Annotated in this window: 19 protein-coding genes; 14 read left to right on the forward strand and 5 right to left on the reverse strand. The window is 73.4% G+C overall.

The features are described 5' to 3' along the window. Positions 1 to 590: 590 nt before the first annotated feature. From ACIBAF_RS05205 to ACIBAF_RS05220, 4 genes are all read left to right on the forward strand, one after another. On the forward strand, positions 591 to 4,457 hold the full coding sequence (locus ACIBAF_RS05205; RefSeq protein WP_399461730.1) for a Pls/PosA family non-ribosomal peptide synthetase: 3,867 nt from the start codon (positions 591 to 593) through the stop codon (positions 4,455 to 4,457). 77 nt (positions 4,458 to 4,534) lie between these two features. Then, positions 4,535 to 5,887, forward strand: a complete 1,353-nt coding sequence (locus ACIBAF_RS05210) for a M1 family metallopeptidase (RefSeq protein WP_399461731.1) — start codon at positions 4,535 to 4,537, stop codon at positions 5,885 to 5,887. A gap of 249 nt (positions 5,888 to 6,136) precedes the next feature. Beyond that, on the forward strand, positions 6,137 to 6,565 hold the full coding sequence (locus tag ACIBAF_RS05215; RefSeq protein WP_399461732.1) for a VOC family protein: 429 nt from the start codon (positions 6,137 to 6,139) through the stop codon (positions 6,563 to 6,565). Between the two features lie 62 nt (positions 6,566 to 6,627). After that, positions 6,628 to 7,059 (forward strand): YchJ family protein, encoded by a 432-nt coding sequence (locus ACIBAF_RS05220; RefSeq protein ID WP_399461733.1) that lies wholly within the window; start codon positions 6,628 to 6,630, stop codon positions 7,057 to 7,059. A gap of 53 nt (positions 7,060 to 7,112) precedes the next feature. Here ACIBAF_RS05220 and ACIBAF_RS05225 read toward each other — a convergent pair whose 3' ends face one another. Continuing rightward, a complete protein-coding gene (locus tag ACIBAF_RS05225; protein ID WP_399461734.1) occupies positions 7,113 to 7,814 on the reverse strand; it encodes a FadR/GntR family transcriptional regulator in 702 nt (233 codons plus the stop codon). Between the two features lie 141 nt (positions 7,815 to 7,955). Between ACIBAF_RS05225 and ACIBAF_RS05230 the strand changes: the two genes are divergently transcribed. The 4 genes from ACIBAF_RS05230 (at position 7,956) to ACIBAF_RS05245 (ending at position 11,790) form a co-directional block, all read left to right on the forward strand. Next, positions 7,956 to 8,477: a gluconokinase gene (locus ACIBAF_RS05230; protein ID WP_399461735.1), complete on the forward strand. Its 522-nt coding sequence runs from the start codon at positions 7,956 to 7,958 to the stop codon at positions 8,475 to 8,477. Between the two features lie 99 nt (positions 8,478 to 8,576). Beyond that, positions 8,577 to 9,974, forward strand: a complete 1,398-nt coding sequence (locus ACIBAF_RS05235; protein ID WP_399461736.1) for a GntP family permease — start codon at positions 8,577 to 8,579, stop codon at positions 9,972 to 9,974. A gap of 10 nt (positions 9,975 to 9,984) precedes the next feature. Next, a complete protein-coding gene (locus tag ACIBAF_RS05240; RefSeq protein ID WP_399461737.1) occupies positions 9,985 to 10,746 on the forward strand; it encodes an SDR family oxidoreductase in 762 nt (253 codons plus the stop codon). 15 nt (positions 10,747 to 10,761) lie between these two features. Next, entirely contained in the window at positions 10,762 to 11,790 is a 1,029-nt protein-coding gene (locus ACIBAF_RS05245) for an L-idonate 5-dehydrogenase (RefSeq protein ID WP_399461738.1), read from the forward strand. A 208-nt stretch (positions 11,791 to 11,998) separates the two neighbouring features. Here the strand turns inward: ACIBAF_RS05245 and ACIBAF_RS05250 are convergent, their stop codons facing one another. The 3 genes from ACIBAF_RS05250 to ACIBAF_RS05260 form a co-directional block, all read right to left on the reverse strand. Beyond that, positions 11,999 to 12,622 carry a cytochrome b/b6 domain-containing protein gene (locus ACIBAF_RS05250; RefSeq protein ID WP_399461739.1) on the reverse strand — a complete coding sequence of 208 codons (624 nt, stop codon included), beginning with the start codon at positions 12,620 to 12,622 and terminating at the stop codon, positions 11,999 to 12,001. Then, positions 12,606 to 13,394, reverse strand: coding sequence for a molybdopterin-dependent oxidoreductase (locus tag ACIBAF_RS05255; RefSeq protein WP_399461740.1), 789 nt, complete (start codon positions 13,392 to 13,394; stop codon positions 12,606 to 12,608). The genes ACIBAF_RS05250 and ACIBAF_RS05255 overlap by 17 nt, the downstream gene beginning before the upstream one ends. Positions 13,395 to 13,740: 346 nt before the next feature. Then, positions 13,741 to 14,661, reverse strand: a complete 921-nt coding sequence (locus ACIBAF_RS05260) for a hypothetical protein (protein ID WP_399461741.1) — start codon at positions 14,659 to 14,661, stop codon at positions 13,741 to 13,743. A gap of 455 nt (positions 14,662 to 15,116) precedes the next feature. On the opposite strand from ACIBAF_RS05260, the gene ACIBAF_RS05265 reads away from it, so the two are divergent. Genes ACIBAF_RS05265 through ACIBAF_RS05280 form a run of 4 tightly spaced genes read left to right on the forward strand, consistent with a single transcriptional unit; the run spans position 15,117 to position 17,311 of the window. Further along, positions 15,117 to 16,010 carry a DMT family transporter gene (locus tag ACIBAF_RS05265; protein WP_399461742.1) on the forward strand — a complete coding sequence of 298 codons (894 nt, stop codon included), beginning with the start codon at positions 15,117 to 15,119 and terminating at the stop codon, positions 16,008 to 16,010. A 39-nt stretch (positions 16,011 to 16,049) separates the two neighbouring features. Then, positions 16,050 to 16,565 carry an NUDIX hydrolase gene (locus ACIBAF_RS05270; protein ID WP_399461743.1) on the forward strand — a complete coding sequence of 172 codons (516 nt, stop codon included), beginning with the start codon at positions 16,050 to 16,052 and terminating at the stop codon, positions 16,563 to 16,565. A gap of 30 nt (positions 16,566 to 16,595) precedes the next feature. Beyond that, positions 16,596 to 16,988 (forward strand): DUF202 domain-containing protein, encoded by a 393-nt coding sequence (locus ACIBAF_RS05275; RefSeq protein WP_319670274.1) that lies wholly within the window; start codon positions 16,596 to 16,598, stop codon positions 16,986 to 16,988. Continuing rightward, positions 16,985 to 17,311: a DUF202 domain-containing protein gene (locus ACIBAF_RS05280; protein ID WP_399461744.1), complete on the forward strand. Its 327-nt coding sequence runs from the start codon at positions 16,985 to 16,987 to the stop codon at positions 17,309 to 17,311. The genes ACIBAF_RS05275 and ACIBAF_RS05280 overlap by 4 nt, the downstream gene beginning before the upstream one ends. 145 nt (positions 17,312 to 17,456) lie before the next feature. Here the strand turns inward: ACIBAF_RS05280 and ACIBAF_RS05285 are convergent, their stop codons facing one another. Continuing rightward, positions 17,457 to 18,422, reverse strand: a complete 966-nt coding sequence (locus ACIBAF_RS05285) for an NADP-dependent oxidoreductase (protein ID WP_399461745.1) — start codon at positions 18,420 to 18,422, stop codon at positions 17,457 to 17,459. 133 nt (positions 18,423 to 18,555) lie between these two features. Between ACIBAF_RS05285 and ACIBAF_RS05290 the strand changes: the two genes are divergently transcribed. Both ACIBAF_RS05290 and ACIBAF_RS05295 read left to right on the forward strand, forming a co-directional pair. Further along, a complete protein-coding gene (locus ACIBAF_RS05290; protein WP_399461746.1) occupies positions 18,556 to 19,587 on the forward strand; it encodes a phosphotransferase family protein in 1,032 nt (343 codons plus the stop codon). A gap of 5 nt (positions 19,588 to 19,592) precedes the next feature. Further along, positions 19,593 to 20,807 carry an acyl-CoA dehydrogenase family protein gene (locus ACIBAF_RS05295; RefSeq protein WP_399461747.1) on the forward strand — a complete coding sequence of 405 codons (1,215 nt, stop codon included), beginning with the start codon at positions 19,593 to 19,595 and terminating at the stop codon, positions 20,805 to 20,807. Positions 20,808 to 20,860 lie beyond the last annotated feature (53 nt).

A 20,860-nucleotide genomic window follows, 5' to 3' on the forward strand; every position in this document is an offset into this window, starting at 1 on the left:
CGCGCCATCGGGCAGACCCCCCGGGGCCCGGCCCCGTACGTCCGCCCCCGTCAAGAACTGGTAGACAGCCCCGCCCGCCACCCGCATCGCCCCCGTCCTGCGTGAATGGGCATCAGCATTCCGGAATCCGGAGGGGCTGGATGCAGCCGTTCACACAATGCGATGCTCGCGCGGGAGCATTACCGGGAACGCGCGCCCCGGGCGCACGGACCGTCCCCGTCCGCACCACCTCACGCCCCTGGAAAAGCGGGCGCACGCACCGCCGATGACAGTGCGTCAAACCGAGGGCCGAACCGTGCGTCGAACCGTGTGGCGAGGCGCTGGCCAAACCGGTGCCATCCGGCTGAAACGGGCGTCCTCCCGCCGATGTGGGGCAACTCTCGCCGTCGCATTGATCATGCAGGTCAGAGCACTGGGGCCGGTCTGTTCCCGAGCCCCGAACGGCCTCCTCGAGTGGCCGGAGCAAACCGGCGACATTAGCGTCGTACTAAAATTTCCGGCTTGTTACGGAGCTGGACCGGACAACCCCAGGCAGACCTGCGGGCCCGCCGGCGCCCCGGAGGCTTCCGGGAACGAGACGCGAGGACCCGATGGCAGCGATTCACGAGGGCAGTGCTCTCGGCCTGCTCGACGACGAAATCCGCGCACAACTCGGTGACAGGGCACGTTTCTCGGGCGGCCCCGCCGCCTCTCCGCGCACGCTCGTCGACGTCTTCGACGCGTCCGTGCGGTCGTACCCGGACGAGCTCGCCCTGGACGACGGCGCCACGCCCCTCACCTACCGCGCCCTCGCCGTCGAGGTGGAGAACCTCCGGCGCCGGCTCGCCGCCGCCGGGGTCGGCCTCGGCGACCGGGTGGGCGTCCGCGTCCCCTCGGGCACCAACGACCTCTATGCAGCGATCCTGGCCGTCCTCGCCGTCGGCGCGGCCTACGTCCCGGTGGACGCCGAGGACCCCGACGAGCGGGCCGAGCTGGTGTTCGGCGAGGCGGACGTGCGGGCCGTCATCGGGGCGGAGCACGCGATCGCCGTCCACGGCACGTCCACGGCGGCCGCCGGCCGGCCGGGCACCGAGCACGACGCGTGGATCATCTTCACGTCGGGCTCCACCGGGAAGCCGAAGGGCGTCGCCGTCAGTCACCGCAGCGCCGCCGCCTTCGTGGACGCCGAGGCCGCGCTGTTCCTCACCGAGGAGCCGATCGGCCCCGGCGACCGGGTCATGGCCGGGCTGTCGGTGGCCTTCGACGCCTCCTGCGAGGAGATGTGGCTGGCCTGGCGGTACGGGGCCTGTCTGGTGCCCGTGCCCCGCTCTCAGGTCCGCAGCGGCGCCGACCTGGGGCCCTGGCTGGTCGAGCAGGAGATCACCGTCGTCTCCACGGTGCCGACGCTGGCCGCGCTCTGGGAGCCGGAGACCCTCAACGACGTACGGCTGCTGATCTTCGGCGGCGAGGCCTGCCCGCCCGAGCTGGTGCAGCGGCTGGTGACGGAGGGGCGGGAGGTCTGGAACACGTACGGGCCGACCGAGGCGACCGTCGTCGCCTGCGCCTCCCTGATGTCCGGCGAGGAGCCGATCCGGATCGGGCTGCCGCTGAAGGGCTGGGAACTGGCCGTCGTGGACGAGGCCGGGGAGCCCGTGCCGATGGGCGCCAGCGGTCAGCTGGTGATCGGCGGGGTCGGGCTCGCCCGGTATCTCGACGCCGAGAAGGACGCGGAGAAGTACGCCCCGCTCCCGTCGCTGGGCTGGGAGCGGGCGTACCGCAGCGGTGACCTGGTGCGGGCCGACGCCGAGGGGCTCGTCTTCCTCGGGCGGGCCGACGAGCAGATCAAGCTGGGCGGGCGGCGCATCGAGCTGGGCGAGGTGGACGCGGCGCTCCAGGCGCTGCCGGGCGTCGCGGGCGCCGCTGCCGCCGTGCGGACCGCGCGCAGCGGCAACCAGCTCCTCGTCGGCTATGTCGTCACACAGGACGGCTGGGACCAGGCGGCGGCCGTGGAGCGGCTGCGGGCCGAACTGCCGGCGGCCCTGGTGCCGCTCCTCGCGCCCGTGCAGGACCTGCCGACCCGTACGTCGGGCAAGGTCGACCGCAACGCCCTGCCGTGGCCCCTGGAAGGTCTGGAGACGGGCGGCCCGGCCGAGCAGCTCTACGGCACCGAGGCGTGGCTGGCGGAGCAGTGGACGGAAGTCCTCGGCATCCCCGTGTCCAGCGCCCGGGACGACTTCTTCGCGATCGGCGGCAGCAGCCTCGCCGCCGCCCAGCTGACGACGCGGCTGCGCACCCGCTACCCGAGCGCGGCCGTCCTCGACATCTACCAGCAGCCCACGCTGCGCAAGCTGGCCCGGCACCTGGAGGAGTCCGCGCAGGACGACGGGGCGGCCCGGGTCGTCGCCCCGGTGCCGCTGCGCGCCAAGGTCCTGCAGCTCCTGCTGCTCGTTCCGCTGTTCACGCTGCTGGGGCTGCGCTGGACGGTGCCGCTGACGATCGTCGGGAACCTGCTGCCCGCGTACGGCTGGCTGCCGACCGCCCCCTGGTGGCTGGTCGGCTCCGGCGCCCTGCTGCTGTTCAGCCCGCCCGGACGGCTCGCGATCGCCGCGGGCGGTGCGCGGCTGCTGCTGCGCGGTGTGCAGCCGGGCCGGTACCCGCGCGGCGGCAGCGTGCACCTGCGGCTGTGGACGGCGGAGCGGCTGGCCGAGTTCAGCGGGGCGACCTCGCTGACCGGGTCCTGGCTGGAGCGGTATGCGCGGGCGCTGGGCGCCAAGGTCGGTCCGGACGTGGACCTGCACTCGCTGCCGCCGGTCACCGGCCTGCTGAAGCTGGGCCGGGGCGCGGCGGTGGAGTCCGAGGTGGACCTGTCCGGCCACTGGCTGGACGGTGACCGGCTGGAGATCGGCCAGGTCAAGGTGGGTGCGCACGCCGTGGTCGGCACGCGCAGCATGCTGTTCCCGGGCGCCCGCGTCGGCAAGCGCGCCGAGGTGGCCCCCGGCTCGGCGGTCACCGGCCAGATCCCGACCGGGCAGCGCTGGGCGGGCGCCCCGGCCGTGAAGCTCGGCAAGGCCAAGCGCAACTGGCCCAAGGAACGGCCCGCGCGGGGCACGTACTGGCGGGTGATGTACGGCCTGACGGGTTTCGCGCTGACCTCGCTGCCGGTGCTGGCGGCGGGTGCGGCCCTGCTGGCGGCGAGCCGGTTCGTGGCGCCGGGCGACGGGCTCGGCGAGGCGCTGCGGGGCGCCGCGCTCGCCCTGGTGCCGGCCACGCTCGCCTTCGGGCTGGCGTACGCGGTGATGCTGCTGATCGCCGTACGGCTGCTGAGCCTCGGTCTGCGCGAGGGCACGCATCCCACGCACAGCAGGATCGGCTGGCAGGCCTGGACGGTCACGCAGCTCATGGACCGCTCGCGGGAGACGCTCTTCCCGCTGTACGCCGGGCTGGTCACGCCGGTGTGGCTGCGGCTGCTCGGGATGCGGATCGGCAAGGGCGCCGAGGTGTCGACCGTGCTGGCGCTGCCCAGCCTGACCACGGTCGGCGAGGGCGCGTTCCTGGCCGACGACACGCTGACCGCGCCGTACGAGCTCGGCGGCGGCTGGATGCGGATCGGGCGCGCGGAGATCGGGCGGCGGGCGTTCCTCGGCAACTCGGGGATGACCGCGCCGGGGCGCAGCGTCCCGGACGGCGGTCTGGTGGGCGTGCTGTCGGCGACGCCGAAGAAGGCGAAGAAGGGCAGTTCCTACCTGGGGCTGCCGCCGGTGAAGCTGCCGCGGAACACGACCGACGGCGACCAGAGCCGGACCTACGAGCCGCCCGCGCGGCTGCTGTGGGCGCGCGCGCTGGTGGAGCTGTGCCGGATCGTGCCGGTGTTCTGCTCGGCGGGACTGGCCGTGCTGACGGTGGCGGCGCTGTGCGCGCTGGGCGCCTGGGCGCCGCTGCTGGCCGGGTTCGTGCTGCTCGGGGCGGGTGCGGCGGGCGCGCTGCTCTCGATCGTCGCCAAGTGGCTGCTCGTCGGGCGGCACCGCAGCGGGGAGCATCCGCTGTGGAGCTCCTTCGTGTGGCGCAACGAGCTGGCGGACACGTTCGTCGAGGTGGTGGCCGTGCCGTGGCTGGCGGGCGCCGTGCCGGGCACGCCGGTGCTGACGGCCTGGCTGCGCGGGCTCGGGGCGCGGATCGGCCGGGGCACGTGGGTGGAGAGCTACTGGCTGCCCGAGTCGGACCTGGTGACCCTGGAGGACGGGGCGACGGTCAACCGTGGGTGCGTCCTGCAGACTCACCTCTTCCACGACCGGATCTTGCGGACGGATACTGTTGTTCTCCGTGAGGGCGCCACGCTGGGCCCGGGCGGGATCGTGCTGCCCGGCAGCACGATCGGGGCCCGTACGACCCTGGGTCCCGCGTCGCTCGTCATGGCCGCGGAGTCCGTCCCGGACGACACCCGCTGGCTCGGCAATCCGATCGAGGCATGGCGTCCCTGAGGGCGGGCCACCCGGCGTCGGCGGGCGGTGCGCCGGCACGGGGTGGTTCGAGCACAGGTCAGGGAGCGGACGGGGAAGTGGCAGTTCAGCAGGCGGTAGGTCCGGACCCGTACTTTCCGGGCAACGGTGACTCCCGGTATCGGGTGCACCGCTACGAGCTCGCGCTGGACTACCGGCCCGGGCCGAACCGGCTGTCCGGCACGGCGCGGATCAACGCGATAGCCGGGCGGTCGCCGCTCGCCGAATTCCAGCTGAATCTGGCCGACTTCAAGATCGGCCGGGTCCGGGTGGACGGGCGGCAGCCGCACTACACGCACCGGGGCGGCAGACTGCGCGTCCGTCCCGCGAAGCCGATCCGCGCCGGAGCGGCCTTCACGGTGGAGGTGCACTGGTCGGGCAATCCGAAGCCGGTGAGCAGCCCCTGGGGCGGGATCGGCTGGGAGGAGCTGGGCGACGGGGCGCTGGTGGCGAGCCAGCCCGTCGGGGCGCCGTCCTGGTACCCGTGCAACGACCGGCCGGCGGACAAGGCGTCGTACCTGATCTCGATCACGACGCCGTCGTCGTACTCGGTGGTGGCGGGCGGCCGGCTGCTGACGCGGACCACGAAGGCCTCGACGACCACGTGGGTGTACGAGCAGGCGGCGCCGACGTCGAGCTATCTCGTCGGGCTGTCGATCGGCAAGTACCAGACGGTGCTGCTGGGCGATCCGGGGCTCGGCGGCGTCCCGCAGCACGGGCACATTCCGGCGCAGCTGCTGGCGGAGTTCTCGCGGGACTTCGCGCGCCAGCCCGGGATGATGCATCTCTTCCAACAGCTCTTCGGGCCCTACCCGTTCGACGAGTACGCGGTGGTGGTGACGGAGGAGGAGCTCGATGTCCCCGTCGAAGCACAGGGGTTGTCGCTGTTCGGCGCCAACCACGTGGACGGGGCGCGGGGTTCGGAGCGGCTGGTGGCGCACGAGCTGGCACACCAGTGGTTCGGCAACAGCGTGTCCATCGCCGACTGGCGGCACATCTGGCTGAACGAGGGGTTCGCGAAGTACGCGGAGTGGCTGTGGTCGGAGCGGTCGGGCGGTCGCAGCGCGCAGCAACTCGCCGCCGCCGCCCACCGGTTGCTGTCCTCGCTGCCGCAGGACCTGCGCCTGGCCGACCCCGGCCGCAAGTCGATGTTCGACGACCGGCTCTACGAGCGCGGCGGCCTCACCGTGCACGCGCTGCGCTGCGCGATGGGCGACGACGCGTTCTTCCGGATGCTGCGCGCCTGGCTCGGCCTGCACCGCGGCGGGTCGGTGACGACCTCGACGTTCACCGCCCACGCGGCACGCTTCGCACCGGAGCCGCTGGACGACCTGTTCGACGCGTGGGTGTACGGGACGTCGCTGCCGCCGCTGCCGGTCCCGTCGGCGCCACGGGGCGCGGAGTCGGCCTAGAGCAGGCTGAGAACAGGCCTGGAACAGGCTTAGAACAGGCCTGGAACGGCGTTGTCTCGGCCCGTGGTGATCACTAGGGTCGGTCGGGTGACTGCCGGGTCGGCCATGGGCCATGCACGAGTGGGGTTCCCGGCCTCGGCGTGAGCGCGAGGCGGGCAAGGGCCCCGCCCCCGTTTCCGAGTCTTTCTGCCCGGCGCCCGTCGCGGCGCCCGTCCCAGCGGATCCCCAGACCCGGAGACACACACCCGCATGCCGAACGAACAGCAGTATCCGTACGCGCCCGAACAGCCGGCGGCCTCCGTCCAGTTGAACCACACGGCCGTCTACGCCAGGGACCGGCAGCTGTCCGCCGAGTTCCTGGCCGTGATCCTGGGGTTGGAGGTCGGCGCTCCCTTCGGGCCGTTCCTCCCCGTCGACCTCGGCAACGGCGTGACGCTCGACTACTACGAGAAGCGTGACGAGCCGATCCAGTCGCAGCACTACGCGTTCCTCGTGCCCGACGAGCGGTTCGACACCATGATCGCCCGGCTGGCAGCGGTCGGCGTCACCTACTACGCCGACCCCGGCCACACCGAACCCGGGCAGATCAACCGCCTGTTCGGCGGTCGCGGCGCGTACTTCGACGACCCGGACGGCCACAACATGGAGATCATGACCCGGCCCTACGCCCGCCCCTAGCCGAGGTCCGTCAGGCCCCGCCGTCCCCCCCGGCCGGTCCGGGGTGCGTCCCGACCGGCACAATGACGACCATGTCCCGACGCACCGCCCGGCCGCGACAGCGGGCCTCCGCCGCACCCACCGCCTGCCCCTGTGGTCTGGGCGAGCCGTACGAGGCCTGCTGCCGCCGCTACCACTCGGGCGCCGAAGCCGCCCCCACCGCCGAGGCGCTCATGCGGTCGCGGTACAGCGCGTTCGTGAAGGGGGACGCGGGGTATCTGCTGCGGACCTGGCATCCGCGGACGCGGCCGGAGCGGCTCGAGCTCGATCCGGGGATGCGGTGGACGGGGCTGGAGATCCTCGGCACGGCCGACGGGAGCGCGTTCCACACCACCGGGACGGTGGAGTTCCGGGCGTCCTACCGGGGCGGTGCGCTGCACGAGCGCAGCCGGTTCGAACGGGTGGCCGGGGCGTGGGCGTACGTGGACGGGGAGTTCCCCGAAGAGCTCGCATGACCGGATAGGCCGAACTGCCCGAACAGCCCGAACAGCGCCCCGTCAGGCCGGTGTCACGGCGCCAGGATGTCCAGTTCGTGGAGGGCGCCGACCGTGATCTCGCGGGTGAGGTGCTCCGCGCGGGCCGCGTCGCCCTCGCGGACCGCCTCCGCGACCTGGACGTGCAGGGTGACGGCGGCCGGGTCGGGGTCCTCGAACATGACCTCGTGGTGGGTGCGGCCGGCCAGGACCTCCGCGACGACGTCGCCCAGGCGGGCGAACATCTCGTTGCCGGAGGCGGCCAGGATCACCCGGTGGAAGGCCATGTCGTGGACGAGGTAGCCGTCCAGTCTGTGGCCGCGTGAGTTCGCCACCATGCCGAGCGCGCACTCGGTCAGCTCGGCGCACTGCTCCGCCGTGGCGTGCTTCGCCGCCAGCCCCGCCGCGACCGGCTCGATCGCCGAGCGCAGGACGGTGAGCGAGCGCAGCTGGTGCGGGCGGTCGGCGCCGGCCAGGCGCCAGCGGATGACCTGCGGGTCGTAGACGTTCCACTCGGCTTTCGGACGTACCGTCACGCCCACCCGGCGGCGGGACTCGACCAGGTGCATGGACTCCAGGACGCGGACCGCCTCGCGCATCACCGAGCGGGAGACGTCGAAGCGTTGGGCCAGCTCGTCGGTGCGCAGGACGCTGCCCGGCGGGTATTCGCCCGCGGTGATGGCGGGACCCAGGGCGTCGAGTACTTGGCCGTGCAGACCCCGGCCCGGAGTGGTCATGCACTCAGAGTACGGGGTAGATCACGGAGCCAAAAAGTCAGACTTATTCGTCACAGACTCTTGAATTGGTCGTACCTAATCGGATTCAGTGTCGTCGGCGTCCAACGACGTCAGGTGTCGAGGAAGACAGCGAGGCAACAGATGCGTACCCCCCACGTCGTCGTGGTGATGGGCGTCGCCGGCACGGGCAAGACCACCATCGGTCCGCTGCTCGCCGCCCGGCTCGGCGTCCCGTATGCCGAGGGCGACGACTTCCACCCGCCGGCCAACATCGCCAAGATGTCGGCCGGCACCCCGCTCGACGACGACGACCGGTGGCCGTGGCTGGACGCCATCGGCGCCTGGGCGGACGGGCGGGCCGGGCTCGGTGGGGTGGTCAGCTGCTCGGCGCTGAAGCGGTCGTACCGCGACCGGCTCAGGGCCGCCGCCCCCGGCGTCGTCTTCGTGCACCTGGCGGGCGACCGCGCGCTGATCGAGGACCGCATGGCGCACCGTCAGGGTCACTTCATGCCGACCGCGCTGCTGGACTCGCAGTTCGCCACGCTCCAGCCCCTCCAGGCGGACGAGGCGGGCGTCGCGGTCGACGTCCGCGGCACGCCCGAGGAGATCACCGACCGGGCCGCGAGGGCGCTCGACGAGCTGCCCGACGCCCGGCCCCGGTAACCACCCCCCGAACCACCCCGCACCACCCGCACCACCCGCTCCACCCGCTCCACCCCGGCAACACCCCTCCCCCATCCCCATACCTGCAAGGGAACTCCCGTGACCAGACTCAGCGTCGAGATGCTGGCAGCGGACACCGCCGAGCCCATCACCTCGGCCGGCCACGCACAGCTGGGCATCGCCGTCCTGGCGGGCATCGCTGTGATCGTCCTGCTCATCACCAAGTTCAAGCTGCACGCCTTCCTGGCGCTGACCATCGGCTCGCTCGCGCTGGGCGCGTTCGCCGGGGCGCCGCTCGACAAGGCCATCGCCTCCTTCACCACCGGCCTCGGCTCCACCGTCGCCGGCGTGGGCGTACTGATCGCGCTGGGCGCGATCCTCGGCAAGCTGCTCGCGGACTCCGGCGGCGCCGACCAGATCGTCGACACCATCCTCGCCAAGGCCGGCGGGCGCTCGATGCCGTGGGCGATGGTGCTGATCGCCTCGGTGATCGGTCTGCCGCTGTTCTTCGAGGTCGGCGTGGTGCTGCTGATACCGGTCGTGCTGATGGTCGCCAAGCGCGGCAACTACTCGCTGATGCGGATCGGCATCCCGGCGCTGGCCGGTCTGTCGGTGATGCACGGCCTCGTCCCGCCGCACCCCGGCCCGCTGGTCGCGATCGACGCGGTCGGCGCCAACCTGGGCGTCACCCTGGCGCTCGGCGTGCTCATCGCCGTCCCGACGGTCGTCATCGCCGGTCCGCTGTTCTCCCGGATCGCCGCCCGCTGGGTGGACGTCCCCGCCCCCGAGCGCATGATCCCCCAGCGCCCGTCGGAGGACCTGGAGAGAAGGCCCGGCTTCAAGGCCACGCTCGCCACGATCCTCCTGCCGGTCGTGCTGATGCTGTCCAAGGCGCTGGTCGACATCGTCGTGGACGACAAAGAGAACACCGTGCAGCGCGTCTTCGACGTCGTCGGCTCGCCCCTGATCGCGCTGCTGGCCGCCGTCCTCGTCGGCATCTTCACGCTGGGCCGGCCCGCGGGCTTCAGCAAGGAGCGGATCTCTCAGCTCGTCGAGAAGGGGCTCGCGCCGATCGCGGGCATCCTGCTGATCGTCGGCGCGGGCGGCGGCTTCAAGCAGACGCTGATCGACTCCGGTGTGGGCCAGATGGTCCTGGACATCTCCAAGGACTGGTCGATCCCGGCCCTGCTGCTGGCCTGGCTGATCGCGGTGGCGATCCGGCTGGCGACCGGCTCGGCGACCGTGGCGACGATCTCCGCGGCCGGCCTGGTCGCGCCGCTCGCCGCCGACATGTCGACGACGCACGCGGCCCTGCTCGTCCTGGCCATCGGCGCCGGCTCGCTCTTCTTCAGTCATGTCAACGACGCCGGGTTCTGGCTGGTGAAGGAGTACTTCGGGCTCAGCGTCGGCCAGAACATCAAGACCTGGTCGGTCATGGAGACCATCATCTCCGTGGTCGCGGGCGGCCTGGTCCTGCTCCTCTCCCTCGTCGTCTAGGGGGACGGGGATGAGTCACCCGCTGTTCGACATCAGCGGCCGGACCGCCCTGGTCACCGGCTCCAGCCGGGGCATCGGCCTCGCGCTGGCCCGGGGCCTGGCGGAGGCCGGCTGCACGGTGGTCCTCAACGGACGCGACGCCGAGCGCCTGGCGCGGGCCGCCGCGGAGCTGCCCGGCGACCGGGTCCACGTGGCCGCCTTCGACGTCACCGACGGCCCGTCGGTGGCCGCCGGGATAGCGGACGTCGAGGACCGGGTCGGCCCGCTCGACATCCTGGTCAACAACGCGGGCATGCAACTGCGCGCCCCGCTCCTGGAGTTCACCGACTCCGACTGGCACCGGATCCTCGACACCAACCTCACCAGCGCGTTCCTGGTCGGCCGGGAAGCTGCCCGCCGGATGACGGAACGCGGCCACGGGAAGATCGTCAACATCTGCTCGCTGCAGAGCGAGGTGACCCGCCCCGGCATCGCGCCCTACGCGGCTGCCAAGGGCGCGCTGAAGATGCTCACCAAGGGCATGTGCGCCGACTGGGGGCCGCACGGCGTGCAGGTCAACGGTCTCGGCCCCGGCTACATCGAGACGGAGTTGACGCGGCCTCTCGTCCGGGACGAGGAGTTCAGCGCGTGGGTGCGGCGCCGCACCCCGGCCGGACGCTGGGGCCGCACCGAGGACCTGGTGGGCGGGGTGCTGTTCCTCGTCTCTCCCGCGGCGGACTTCGTCAGCGGGCAGGTGCTGTACGTGGACGGCGGTATGACGAGTGTGCTCTGAAGGGGCGTGAGACGGATGCTGGGTTGTGTGATCCACGGTCGGGGCGACCTGCGCGTCGAGGAGTTGGCGTCCCCGGCGCCCGGCCCGGGCGAGGTGCTCGTCGCCATCCGCTACGGCGGGGTCTGCGGCTCCGACCTGCACTACTGGCGGCACGGCGGGGTCGGCGACTTCCGGCTGACGGAGCCGATGGTGCTGGGGCACGAGGTGGTGGGGACGGTGGTCGCCCACGGCTCGGCCGGCCCGCCGGGCCTGCGTCCCGGCACGGCCGTCGCCGTGCACCCCGCCACCCCGTGCGGGGTGTGCCCGGAGTGCGCTGACGGGCGGCGCAACGTCTGCCGCGACACCCGCTACCTCGGCAGTGCGGCCCGGACGCCGCACGTCCAGGGCGGGTTCGCGGCAGAGATCGTCGTCCCCGCCGAACAGGTGCGGGCGCTGCCGCCGGGGCTGGATCCGCGGCGGGCCGCGCTCGCCGAGCCCCTGTCGGTGGCGTTGCACGCGGTGCGGCGGGCCGGGCCGGTGGCCGGCCGGCATGTGCTGGTCACCGGCGCCGGGCCGATCGGCTGCCTGGTGGTCGCGGCGGCGAAGGCGGCCGGCGCGGCCCGGGTGACCGTGACCGACCTGCTGCCCGCCGCCCTCGGGTACGCGCGGACGGCCGGCGCCGACACCGTCGTACGGGCCGACGAGCCGGGGGATCCCGGGTGGCCGGCGGAGGTGGACGTGGCCGTCGAGGCGTCCGGGGTGGCCGCCGGGCTCGACACCTGCCTGCGGCTGGTGCGGCGCGGCGGGGTCGTGGTGCAGCTCGGCATGCTGCCGCCGGGACAGAGCCCGTTCGCGGGGAACCTGGTGGTCAGCCGGGAGATCGAGCTGCGCGGGGCGTTCCGCTTCGACGCCGAGTTCGACGACGCCCTGGCCCTGCTGGCGGCGGAGTCCGCCTTCGACGGGCTGGTCAGCGCGGTGGTTCCGGTACGGGAGGCGGAGTCGGCGTTCGCGCTGGCCGCCGACCGGGGGCGCTCGTGCAAGGTGCTGCTGGACTTCGGCGGCTGAAGGTCACCTCGCGTGCCGGGGGCGGCCCACGAGGGAGTCGAGGATGTCACGGGCGGCGGTCAGGTCATCGATCGTCGCCGTGACCCGCGCCCGTTCCCGCGCGATCGGGTCGAGGAGTTCCGGGCGCCTGCCGACCAGGACGACGTCCGGGCCGGCGGCGCAGCGGACGATCTCCGCGAAGGAGCGCCGGCCAGGGCGGGTTTCGCCCTCAGGGGCGCCACAGGCGGTGTTCCCGTTCGGCCCAGGTGCGGCTCACCGAGCCGGTGCGCATGCCGCGGCGGGCCTCCGGGTCGCCCAGGGCCATGCCGATGTGGCCGGCCAGGACGACACCGACGGTCAGGGCCAGCCAGTCGTGGACGAAGGTCGCGCTGGTGCGCCACATGATCGGGGTGAGATGGGTGAACCACATCAGCAGACCCGTGCCGAGCATCACGAGGGTCGCCCCGGCGATCCAGGCCGCGTAGATCTTCTGCCCGGCGTTGAACTTGGCCGCGGGACGCGACTCCCGGCGTTTGTCCCTGCGCAGGGCCGCGCCCAGCCAGCGGCGGTCGTGCGGGCCGAAGCGGTTGAGGTGTCCGAGGTCGGCGCGGAAGGCGCGGGAGGCGAGGCCCGCGAGGACGGGCACGGGCAGGGCGAGGCCCGCCCACTCGTGGACGCGGACCACCAGCTCACGGCGGCCCACGAGCTGCGCGAACTCGGGGATGTACAGGAAGGCGGCCGTCACCACGCACACGCCCATCAGCAGGGCCGTGGTGCGGTGCACCCACCGCTCGGCGCGGGTGAAACGGCGCACGGTCGGGGCGCCGGGCGGCGCCTCAGCTCGTAGGCTCATCGTCCCGTCCGTTCGACCGGCCGACCCAGGCGTCGACGTCGTAGCCGCGGTTCTCCCAGTAGCCGGGCTTCACCTTCTCGGTGACGGTGATGCCGGAGAGCCACTTGGCGGACTTGTAGAAGTACATGGGCGCGACGTAGAGGCGGACGGGGCCGCCGTGGTCGTGGCCGAGGTCCTTGTCCTGCATGCGCAGCGCGACGAGGACGTCGGCGCGGCGGGCCTGGGCCAGGGTGAGGCTCTCGGTGTAGGCGCCGTCGAAGCAGGTGAAGCGGATCGCGCCGGCCGTGGCCTGCACGCCGGCCGCGTCGAGGAGGGCGGAGAGCCGGACGCCCTCGAAGGGGGTGCCGGGGACCCGCCAGCCGGTGACGCACTGGACGTCCTTGACCATCCGGGTCTGCGGCAGGGCCTTGAGGTCGGCCAGGGTGTAGGCGGTGGGGCGGTCGACCAGGCCGTCGACGGTGAGCCGGTAGTTCGTGGCGTTCCTGTGCGGGACGGAGGAGGTCACCGAGTAGTAGCGGAAGCCGCCGCCGTTGGGGAGCAGGCCGGTGAGGCCGGTGGGGTCCTTGTCGGCGGCGCTGCCGAGGAAGGCCTCCAGGCCGCGCTGGAGCGGGGGCGCGGCGACGACCCCCACGGCGCCGAGGGCGAGGGTGCCAAGGAAGACACGGCGCCCGACGGGGGCGCCCCGGTCGCGGGACGCCGCGGGGCCTCCGGACGGCTCTGGCGGACCGGCCGGCTCGGGCGGACCGGCGGGCCCGGGCGGACCGGACGCCACGGGGGCTCCGGACGGCTCGGGCGGACCTGCGGGCCCGGGCGGACCGGACGCCACGGGGGCTCCGGACGGCTCGGGCGGACCTGCGGGCCCGGGCGGGCCGGACGCCACGGGGGCTCCGGACGGCTCGGGCGGACCTGCGGGCCCGGGCGGGCCGGACGCCACGGGGGCTCCGGACGGCTCGGGCGGACCTGCGGGCCCGGGCGGGCCGGACGCCACGGGGGCTCCGGACGGCTCGGGCGGGCCGGATGGTTCGGGGTTCACCTTTCCATTCGAGCACTCGGGGGCCCGGCGGGGCCAGCGATCCAGGGTGGCCGTCAGAATTCCGTCATCACTTCTCACCCCGTTTTCAGACGTCGCGGACGGCGGCGGCGCGGGCCGCGTGGAACGCCGCGTACGGGTCGCGGTGCGGGTAGGACCAGGGCTCGGGGGTGGCGTGCCGTCCGATGCGGTGGAAGAGGGCGGCGGCCTCGGCGCCGCTGCCCTCGCAGACCTTGGCGTGGGCGAGGAAGTTCAGGTCGATCAGATGGCGGGGGTGGCCGTCGTGCTCCCGGCCGTCGTGCTCCCACTCCAGCCACCAGTCGAAGGCGGCCTTCATCACGTCCCGGGCCCGGCCGTCGCGCCAGTGCCCGCAGGCGGCGGGGTCGGCGGGCGCGAAGCCGTGCGCGGCCAGGACGCGGTAGCGCTCGGCGTGGGCGACGACCGGGAGGATGGCCAACGGGGAGTCGGCGGGCGCCTGCTCGGCGGCCCAGGCGGCGAACTCGTAGACCTCGTGCAGCGGGTCCGGGCCGCCGTCCGCGCGGCGCTCGGCGAGCCGGGCGACCATCAGGTGGTGGGCGTGGTGGTGGTCGCGGTGCCGGGAGCGGACCTCCTCGAAGATCCGGACGGTCTGCGGCCCGGCGTCCCGCTCCAGCAGGAGGAGGCCGAGCCAGGGCGTGGGGTCGGCGGGCGCGAGCGCGGCGGCCCCCCGGCAGGCCGCCCGGGCGACGGCTGGGTCCTCCTTGCCGCGCAGCGCCCGGGTGACCCGGGCCAGGGCGAGCAGGACGGCGGCGTCGGCGCAGCCGGGTTCGTCGAGCAGCCACTCGTGGGCCCAGGCGGCCGCGTACGGATCGAGGGCGAGGACGGCGACCCGGTGTGCGCGGCGGTCCCAGTCGTCGCCGGTGCGGGCGAGCAGGGCGCGGGCGGGCTGTCGGCGGCCCTGGGCCAACGCGGCGCGGGCGGCGCCGAGTCGGGTGTCGTCGAGGGCCGGGTCGGAGGTCGGTAAGGGCACCGCGGGACTTCCTCGTGTTTCCTCGGCGGCTGCTCTGGCGTCGGCCCGCGAGCGGCCGATCACTCACAGCAAATCCGTAGCCAGCGCTTACCGTCAAGCGCAGGAAATCCGTGACAGGTGTCAACTACCGTTCAGTGCGGGGAACTTGAGGATTCTCCACCCCAGATGGGACCCGCCGCGGCCGAGGGGCGACGGTCTCGGTGTGGCGTACGCCATGGCGTGGCACGGCCGCAGCGCACACCATGGTCGTACGGCCGCCGCGCACCCCCGGCCCCGCCCCCGGGTGCCCGCGGCCGAGTCAACCGCCCGGTTCCGGGTACTCCCGGAAGCAGGCGACCGGATAAACCCCGGAGCACAGTTCTGGGCACTCCCAGGGGCACTGAGGGCGCCGGGACGCTACAGTCGGCCCCTACGCACCCCGTCCGTGGTCCGACCGGATGATCGAGGTACGCAGCGTGTCGGTTCTGGTTCTGGTACTCGCCGTGAGCGCCGCCTGCTGCCTGGGCTTCGGGTTCGTGCTCCAGCAGAACGCGGCGCAGAAGGCGCCGCTCGGCGACTTCCTCTCGCCGCGGCTGCTGCTCGACCTCATGAAGGTGCCGCGCTGGCTCGGCGGCATCGGCCTGATGGTGGCCGGCATGGTGCTGGGCGCGATCGCGCTCGGTCAGGGCGAGATCTCCCTGGTGGAACCGCTGCTCGCGACGAACCTGCTCTTCGCCCTCGCGCTCTCCCGCCACCAGACGAAGCAGTCGCTGGGCCGCCAGGGCTGGGCGGGCCTGGCCCTGCTCGCGGGCGGGGTGACCACCTTCATCGTGGCGGGCGAGCCACGCGGCGGCAGCGCCGTCACGGATCCGCTGCGGCACTGGCTGATCATCGGCGTGATGATCGGAACGGCCCTGCTGCTCACCACGTACGCCAAGCGCTCCCGGCTGAGCGCGGGCCCGGTGCTGCTGTCCCTCGCGGCCGGCCTGCTGTACGGCGTCCAGGACGCGCTGACCCGGGTCAGCGGTCAGCGTTTCTCCGCCGACGGCCTCGCCGAGCTGCTGACTGGCTGGCAGCCGTACGCGGTGCTCGCCCTCGGGGTGACCGGGCTGGTGCTGGTGCAGAGCGCCTTCGAGACGGCGCCCCTGCGGATGTCGCTGCCCGCGCTGACCGCGGCCCAGCCGCTCGCCGGGATCATCTGCGGGGTCGGCTTCCTCGGCGACCGGCTGCACACCGACACCGGCGCGCTGGCCTGGGAGGCGGCGGGGCTGGCGGCGATCGTCGCGGGCATCGTGCTCCTCGGACTGCACCCGGCGATGCCGCGCGGCACGGCGCCGCGCGAGCAGGTGCCGGACTTCCAGGCGCAGTAGCCCAGTAGCCCGAGGCCGGGCAGCTGCTTGGATGGGTCCATGAGCGCTGCTGACGAGATCCTCGACATCGTCGACGAGAACGACCGCGTCGTCGGACAGGCCCCGCGCGGGCAGGCGTACGCCGAGGGGCTGCGCCACCGCTGTGTGTTCATCCAGGCCAGGGACGCCGAGGGCCGGATCTTCGTGCACCGCCGCACCCCGACGAAGCTGGTCTTCCCCTCCCTGTACGACATGTTCGTCGGCGGGGTGGTCGGCGCGGGCGAGAGCTACGACGACGCGGCCCTGCGGGAGGCCGAGGAGGAGCTGGGCGTGAGCGGTCTGCCCCGCCCGGAGTTCCTCTTCTCCTTCCTGTACGAGGACGGCGCCGCCGGGAGCTGGTGGTCGGCCGTCTACCAGGTCCGCTGTGCGCTGCCGGTGAACCCGCAGGCGGAGGAGGTGGCCTGGCACGACTTCCTGCCCGAGGAGGAGGTCGAACGGCGCCTGTCCGGATGGGCGTGGGTGCCGGACGGGCTCGCGGCGTACCACCGGCTCCGGGAGCACCGTGCGGCGCGCTGAGCCGGGCGGGCGACGGGTAGGGTCCTGCGGGTGATCGAGTTCGTACAGAACGTCCGGTTGTGGTTCGCGCCCGAGCAGATCCGGGAGGAGGGCAGCACGCCCGACTACCGGTTCTCGCTGGCGAACGAGCGCACGTTCCTGGCCTGGCTGCGCACCGCGCTCGCGCTGATCGGCGGGGGCTTCGCGGTGGACCAGTTCCTGCCGGACCTGCGCTGGGGCTGGCGGGTCGGGCTGGCGCTCGCGCTGCTGGCGGCGGGCGTGCTGTGCTCCCTGCGTGCGGTGAACCACTGGATGCGCTGCGAGCGGGCGATGCGCCGGGGCGAGGACCTGCCCGCCTCCCGTTTCCCGGCGCTGCTGGGCGTGCTGGTCGCGGTGGTGGCCGTGGCGATGGTCGTGGTGGTGCTGGTGGGGTGGGAGGGGTGAGCGGCGAGGTGCTGCCTCCGGCGCGCGACCCCGGGCTGCAGCCCGAGCGGACCCGGCTCGCCTGGCGGCGGACGACGCTCGCGAGCACCGTGGCCGCCGTGCTCGCCCTGAAGGCCGCGCTGCACGGCGGCGCGTCGGTGCTGGGGATCCTCGCCGGGGCGCTGGCCTGCGGTCTGTGGCTGGCCTTTCTGCTGCTCGCCCATCGCCGGATCCACGCCCTCGCCGCCACGTCGAGTCCGGCGGCCCTCGCCCCGCGGCACGCCACGGCGGCGGCGCTGTGCGCGGTGGCCACGGCGGTGTGCGCCGTGGCGCTGGTCCTCTGAACGGCACCCCTTCTACCCGACGCCCGCCCCCGCCCCCGCGTCTTCCTCGTCCCAGTCCACCGTGACCACGATCTTGCCCCGGGCACGGCCCCGCCGACTCGGCCCGTGGGCGTCGGCCGCGCGCTGAATCTGAACCGCGCCCCCTCTACCCGACGCCCGCCCCCGCCCCCGCGTCTTCCTCGTCCCAGTCCACCGTGACCACGATCTTGCCCCGGGCACGGCCCCGCCGGCTCAGCCGGTGGGCGTCGGCCGCGTGCTGGAGCGGGAAGGTCTCGCTGACGTGCACGGACACCACGCCCTGTTCCGCCAGTTCCGCCAGTCGGGTGAGGTCCTCGGCGTCGGGCCGCACCCAGTAGTACCGGCCGCCGTAGCCGAGGACGTCGCCGTCGACGATCGACACCAGCCGCCCTTCCGGGGCCAGCAGGTTGGCGGAGACCTTCAGGGTGTCGCCGCCGACCGTGTCGAAGGCCGCGTCCACGCCCTCGGGGGCCAGCCCGCGCACCCGTTCGGACAGTCCCTCGCCGTAGGTCACGGGCTCGCCGCCCAGCGAGCATACGAAGCCGTGGTTGACCTCGCTCGCCGTACCGATCACCCGGGCGCCCAGATGCCGCGCGAGCTGCACGGCGATGGAGCCGACGCCGCCCGCCGCCGCGTGCACCAGCACGGTCTCGCCCCGCTTCACCCGCAGGGCCCGGGTCAGCACCTGGTAGGCGGTGAGCCCGGCCAGCGGCAGGCCCGCGGCCTCCTCCCAGGTGAGGTTGCGCGGCTTGCGGGCGAGGGTGCGCACGGGGGCGGCGACGTACTCGGCGAAGGTGCCGCGGGAGAGGAAGTCCTCGCGGACGTAGCCGATGACCTCGTCGCCGGCCGCGTACTCCGTGACGGACGCCCCGAGCTGGACGACGACCCCCGAGACGTCCCAGCCGGGCACCACCGGGAACACGGCGTCGAGGATCGGGTCAAGGCTCCCCTCGCGGCACCTCCAGTCGACGGGGTTGACGGCCGCCGCCCGGACCTTCACCAGCACGGCGTCGGGGCCGACCTTGGGGTCGCGGACGTCCCCGTACACGAGCGTCTCGGGGCCGCCGTAGCGGGCGTAGCTGATGGCCTTCATGGGTCCGACCCTCCGGGGCGCCGGCGCGCCGCGCAAGCCGGGTCACCCGATATGTTGGGTGCTACCACTGGACTCCATACCGACCGGTCGGCATGATGGGCAGGTCCCGTTCACCCGTCCGTAGGAGCGACGCATGAGCCCCGACCACCCACCCGGACTCGACCTCGACCGGCTGCGCGCCCTCCTGGAGCGCGAGCGTCCCGGTCTGGTGCACGGCCCTCTCACCGGCCGGCTGATCGAGGGCGGACGGTCGAACCTCACCTACGCGGTCTCCGACGGCGAGGCGAAGTGGGTCGTACGGCGGCCTCCGCTCGGGCACGTCCTGGCCACCGCGCACGACATGAAGCGCGAGCACCGGGTGATCAGCGCCCTGCATCCGACGAGCGTGCCGGTGCCGCGTCCGGTGCTGCTGTGCGAGGACCCCGAGAACGAGGCGGCGCCCGGGGCGTCCTTCTACGTCATGGAGTTCGTCGACGGCACCCCGTACCGCACGGCCGACGAGCTCGTCCCGCTCGGCGAGCAGCGCACCCGGGACGCGGTGCTGTCGCTGGTGGACACACTGGTCGAACTGCACGCGGTGGACCCCGCCGAGGTGGGCCTGGCCGACTTCGGCCGGCCCGAGGGCTTCCTGGACCGGCAGCTGCGCCGCTGGGGCAAGCAGCTGGACGCGTCCCGCAGCCGCGACCTGGCCGGGATCGACGAGCTGCACGCGGCGCTCGGCCGGGCGCTGCCCTCCTCCCCCGCGCCGGCCGTCGTGCACGGCGACTACCGGCTCGACAACGTCCTGATCGGCTCCGACGACCGCATCAAGGCCATCCTCGACTGGGAGATGTCGACGCTCGGCGACCCGCTGACCGACCTGGGCCTGCTGGTGATGTACAGCGTCCCGCTGGAGCTGCCGGACTCCCCCGTCTCCACGACCGCCTCGGCCCCCGGGCACCCGTCGCCGGCCGAGCTGGTCGAGCGGTACGCGGCGCGCTCCGGGCGGGACGTCTCGGCGGTGTCCTGGTACACGGCGTTCGCCTGGTTCAAGCTCGCCGTGATCCTGGAGGGCATCCACTACCGCTACACGCTCGGCCAGACCGTCGGGCGCGGCTTCGACCGCATCGGGGACCTCGTCCCCGTCTTCATCGAGCACGGCACGACCACTCTCCAGGAAGGCTGACCGGCATGGACTTCGCGTTCGACGCCCGCACCGAGGAACTCCGCGCCAAGCTGCTCGCCTTCATGGACGAGTACGTCTACCCGGCCGAGGCCGTAGCCGAGGAGCAGCGCGCGCTGCTGGCCTCGCCGTGGGACACCCCGGCGGTGGTCGGGGAGCTGAAGGCCGAGGCGCGCAGGCAGGGCCTGTGGAACCTCTTCCTGCCCGACGCCGAGCACGGCGCGGGTCTGACGAATCTCCAGTACGCGCCGCTGGCCGAGATCACCGGCCGCTCCCCGCAGCTCGCGCCCACGGCGCTGAACTGCGCCGCGCCGGACACCGGCAACATGGAGGTGCTCGCGCAGTTCGGCGACGACCGGCAGCAGAAGCAGTGGCTGGAGCCGCTGCTGGCGGGCGAGATCCGCTCGGCGTTCGCGATGACCGAGCCGGAGGTCGCCTCCTCGGACGCCACCAACATCACCACACTGATCGAGCGCGACGGCGACGACTACGTCATCACCGGCCGCAAGTGGTACATCTCGGGGGCGATGAACCCGGACTGCAGGATCTTCATCGTGATGGGCAAGACGGACCCCGAGGGCGCCGACCTCCGCCGTCAGCAGTCCATGGTGCTGGTCCCGCGCGACACCCCGGGCGTCACGGTCGAACGGGCCATGAAGGTCTTCGGGTACGAGGACCACTCCCACGGCGGCCACGCCGAGGTGGTCTTCGACCACGCGCGCGTGCCGGTGACGAACCTGGTCGGCGAGGAGGGCGGCGGCTTCGCCATCGCTCAGGCCCGGCTCGGCCCCGGCCGGATCCACCACTGCATGCGGCTGATCGGCATGGCGGAGCGGGCGATCGAGCTGATGTGCCGCCGGGCCGTGTCCCGGGACGCCTTCGGCAAGGCGCTGGCCCAGCAGGGCGTGGTCCACAACTGGATCGCGGACGCGCGCGTGACGGTCGAGCAGCTGCGGCTGCTGGTGCTGAAGACCGCCTGGATGATGGACACCGTCGGCAACCGGGGCGCCCACTCGGAGATCCAGGCCATCAAGATCGCGACGCCGCGCGCGGTCGTCGACATCATCGACCGGGCGATCCAGCTGCACGGGGCGGGCGGCGTCAGCCAGGACTTCCCGCTGGCCGAGCTGTACGCCGGGGCCCGCACGCTGATGATCGCCGACGGTCCGGACGAGGTGCACCAGCGGTCGCTGGCGCGACGGGAGCTGAAGAAGTACCTGTGAGCGGAGGTACCTGCGAGAACCAGGTACCCGTGAGCGGGAGGAGCCCCGCCGGA

Source organism: Streptomyces sp. NPDC051677 (genome assembly GCF_044453465.1).
GTDB lineage: Bacteria > Actinomycetota > Actinomycetes > Streptomycetales > Streptomycetaceae > Streptomyces.

What these genes read in the sequence shown, in the direction of transcription:
- ACIBAF_RS05205 (WP_399461730.1), top strand. Translation starts at nt 591, where the DNA reads ATGGCAGCGATTCACGAGGGCAGTGCTCTCGGCCTGCTCGACGACGAA.
- ACIBAF_RS05215 (WP_399461732.1), top strand. Translation starts at nt 6,137, where the DNA reads ATGCCGAACGAACAGCAGTATCCGTACGCGCCCGAACAGCCGGCGGCC.
- ACIBAF_RS05220 (WP_399461733.1), top strand. Translation starts at nt 6,628, where the DNA reads ATGACGACCATGTCCCGACGCACCGCCCGGCCGCGACAGCGGGCCTCC.
- ACIBAF_RS05225 (WP_399461734.1), bottom strand. Translation starts at nt 7,814, where the DNA reads ATGACCACTCCGGGCCGGGGTCTGCACGGCCAAGTACTCGACGCCCTG.
- ACIBAF_RS05230 (WP_399461735.1), top strand. Translation starts at nt 7,956, where the DNA reads ATGCGTACCCCCCACGTCGTCGTGGTGATGGGCGTCGCCGGCACGGGC.
- ACIBAF_RS05240 (WP_399461737.1), top strand. Translation starts at nt 9,985, where the DNA reads ATGAGTCACCCGCTGTTCGACATCAGCGGCCGGACCGCCCTGGTCACC.
- ACIBAF_RS05245 (WP_399461738.1), top strand. Translation starts at nt 10,762, where the DNA reads ATGCTGGGTTGTGTGATCCACGGTCGGGGCGACCTGCGCGTCGAGGAG.
- ACIBAF_RS05250 (WP_399461739.1), bottom strand. Translation starts at nt 12,622, where the DNA reads ATGAGCCTACGAGCTGAGGCGCCGCCCGGCGCCCCGACCGTGCGCCGT.
- ACIBAF_RS05270 (WP_399461743.1), top strand. Translation starts at nt 16,050, where the DNA reads ATGAGCGCTGCTGACGAGATCCTCGACATCGTCGACGAGAACGACCGC.
- ACIBAF_RS05285 (WP_399461745.1), bottom strand. Translation starts at nt 18,422, where the DNA reads ATGAAGGCCATCAGCTACGCCCGCTACGGCGGCCCCGAGACGCTCGTG.
- ACIBAF_RS05290 (WP_399461746.1), top strand. Translation starts at nt 18,556, where the DNA reads ATGAGCCCCGACCACCCACCCGGACTCGACCTCGACCGGCTGCGCGCC.
- ACIBAF_RS05295 (WP_399461747.1), top strand. Translation starts at nt 19,593, where the DNA reads ATGGACTTCGCGTTCGACGCCCGCACCGAGGAACTCCGCGCCAAGCTG.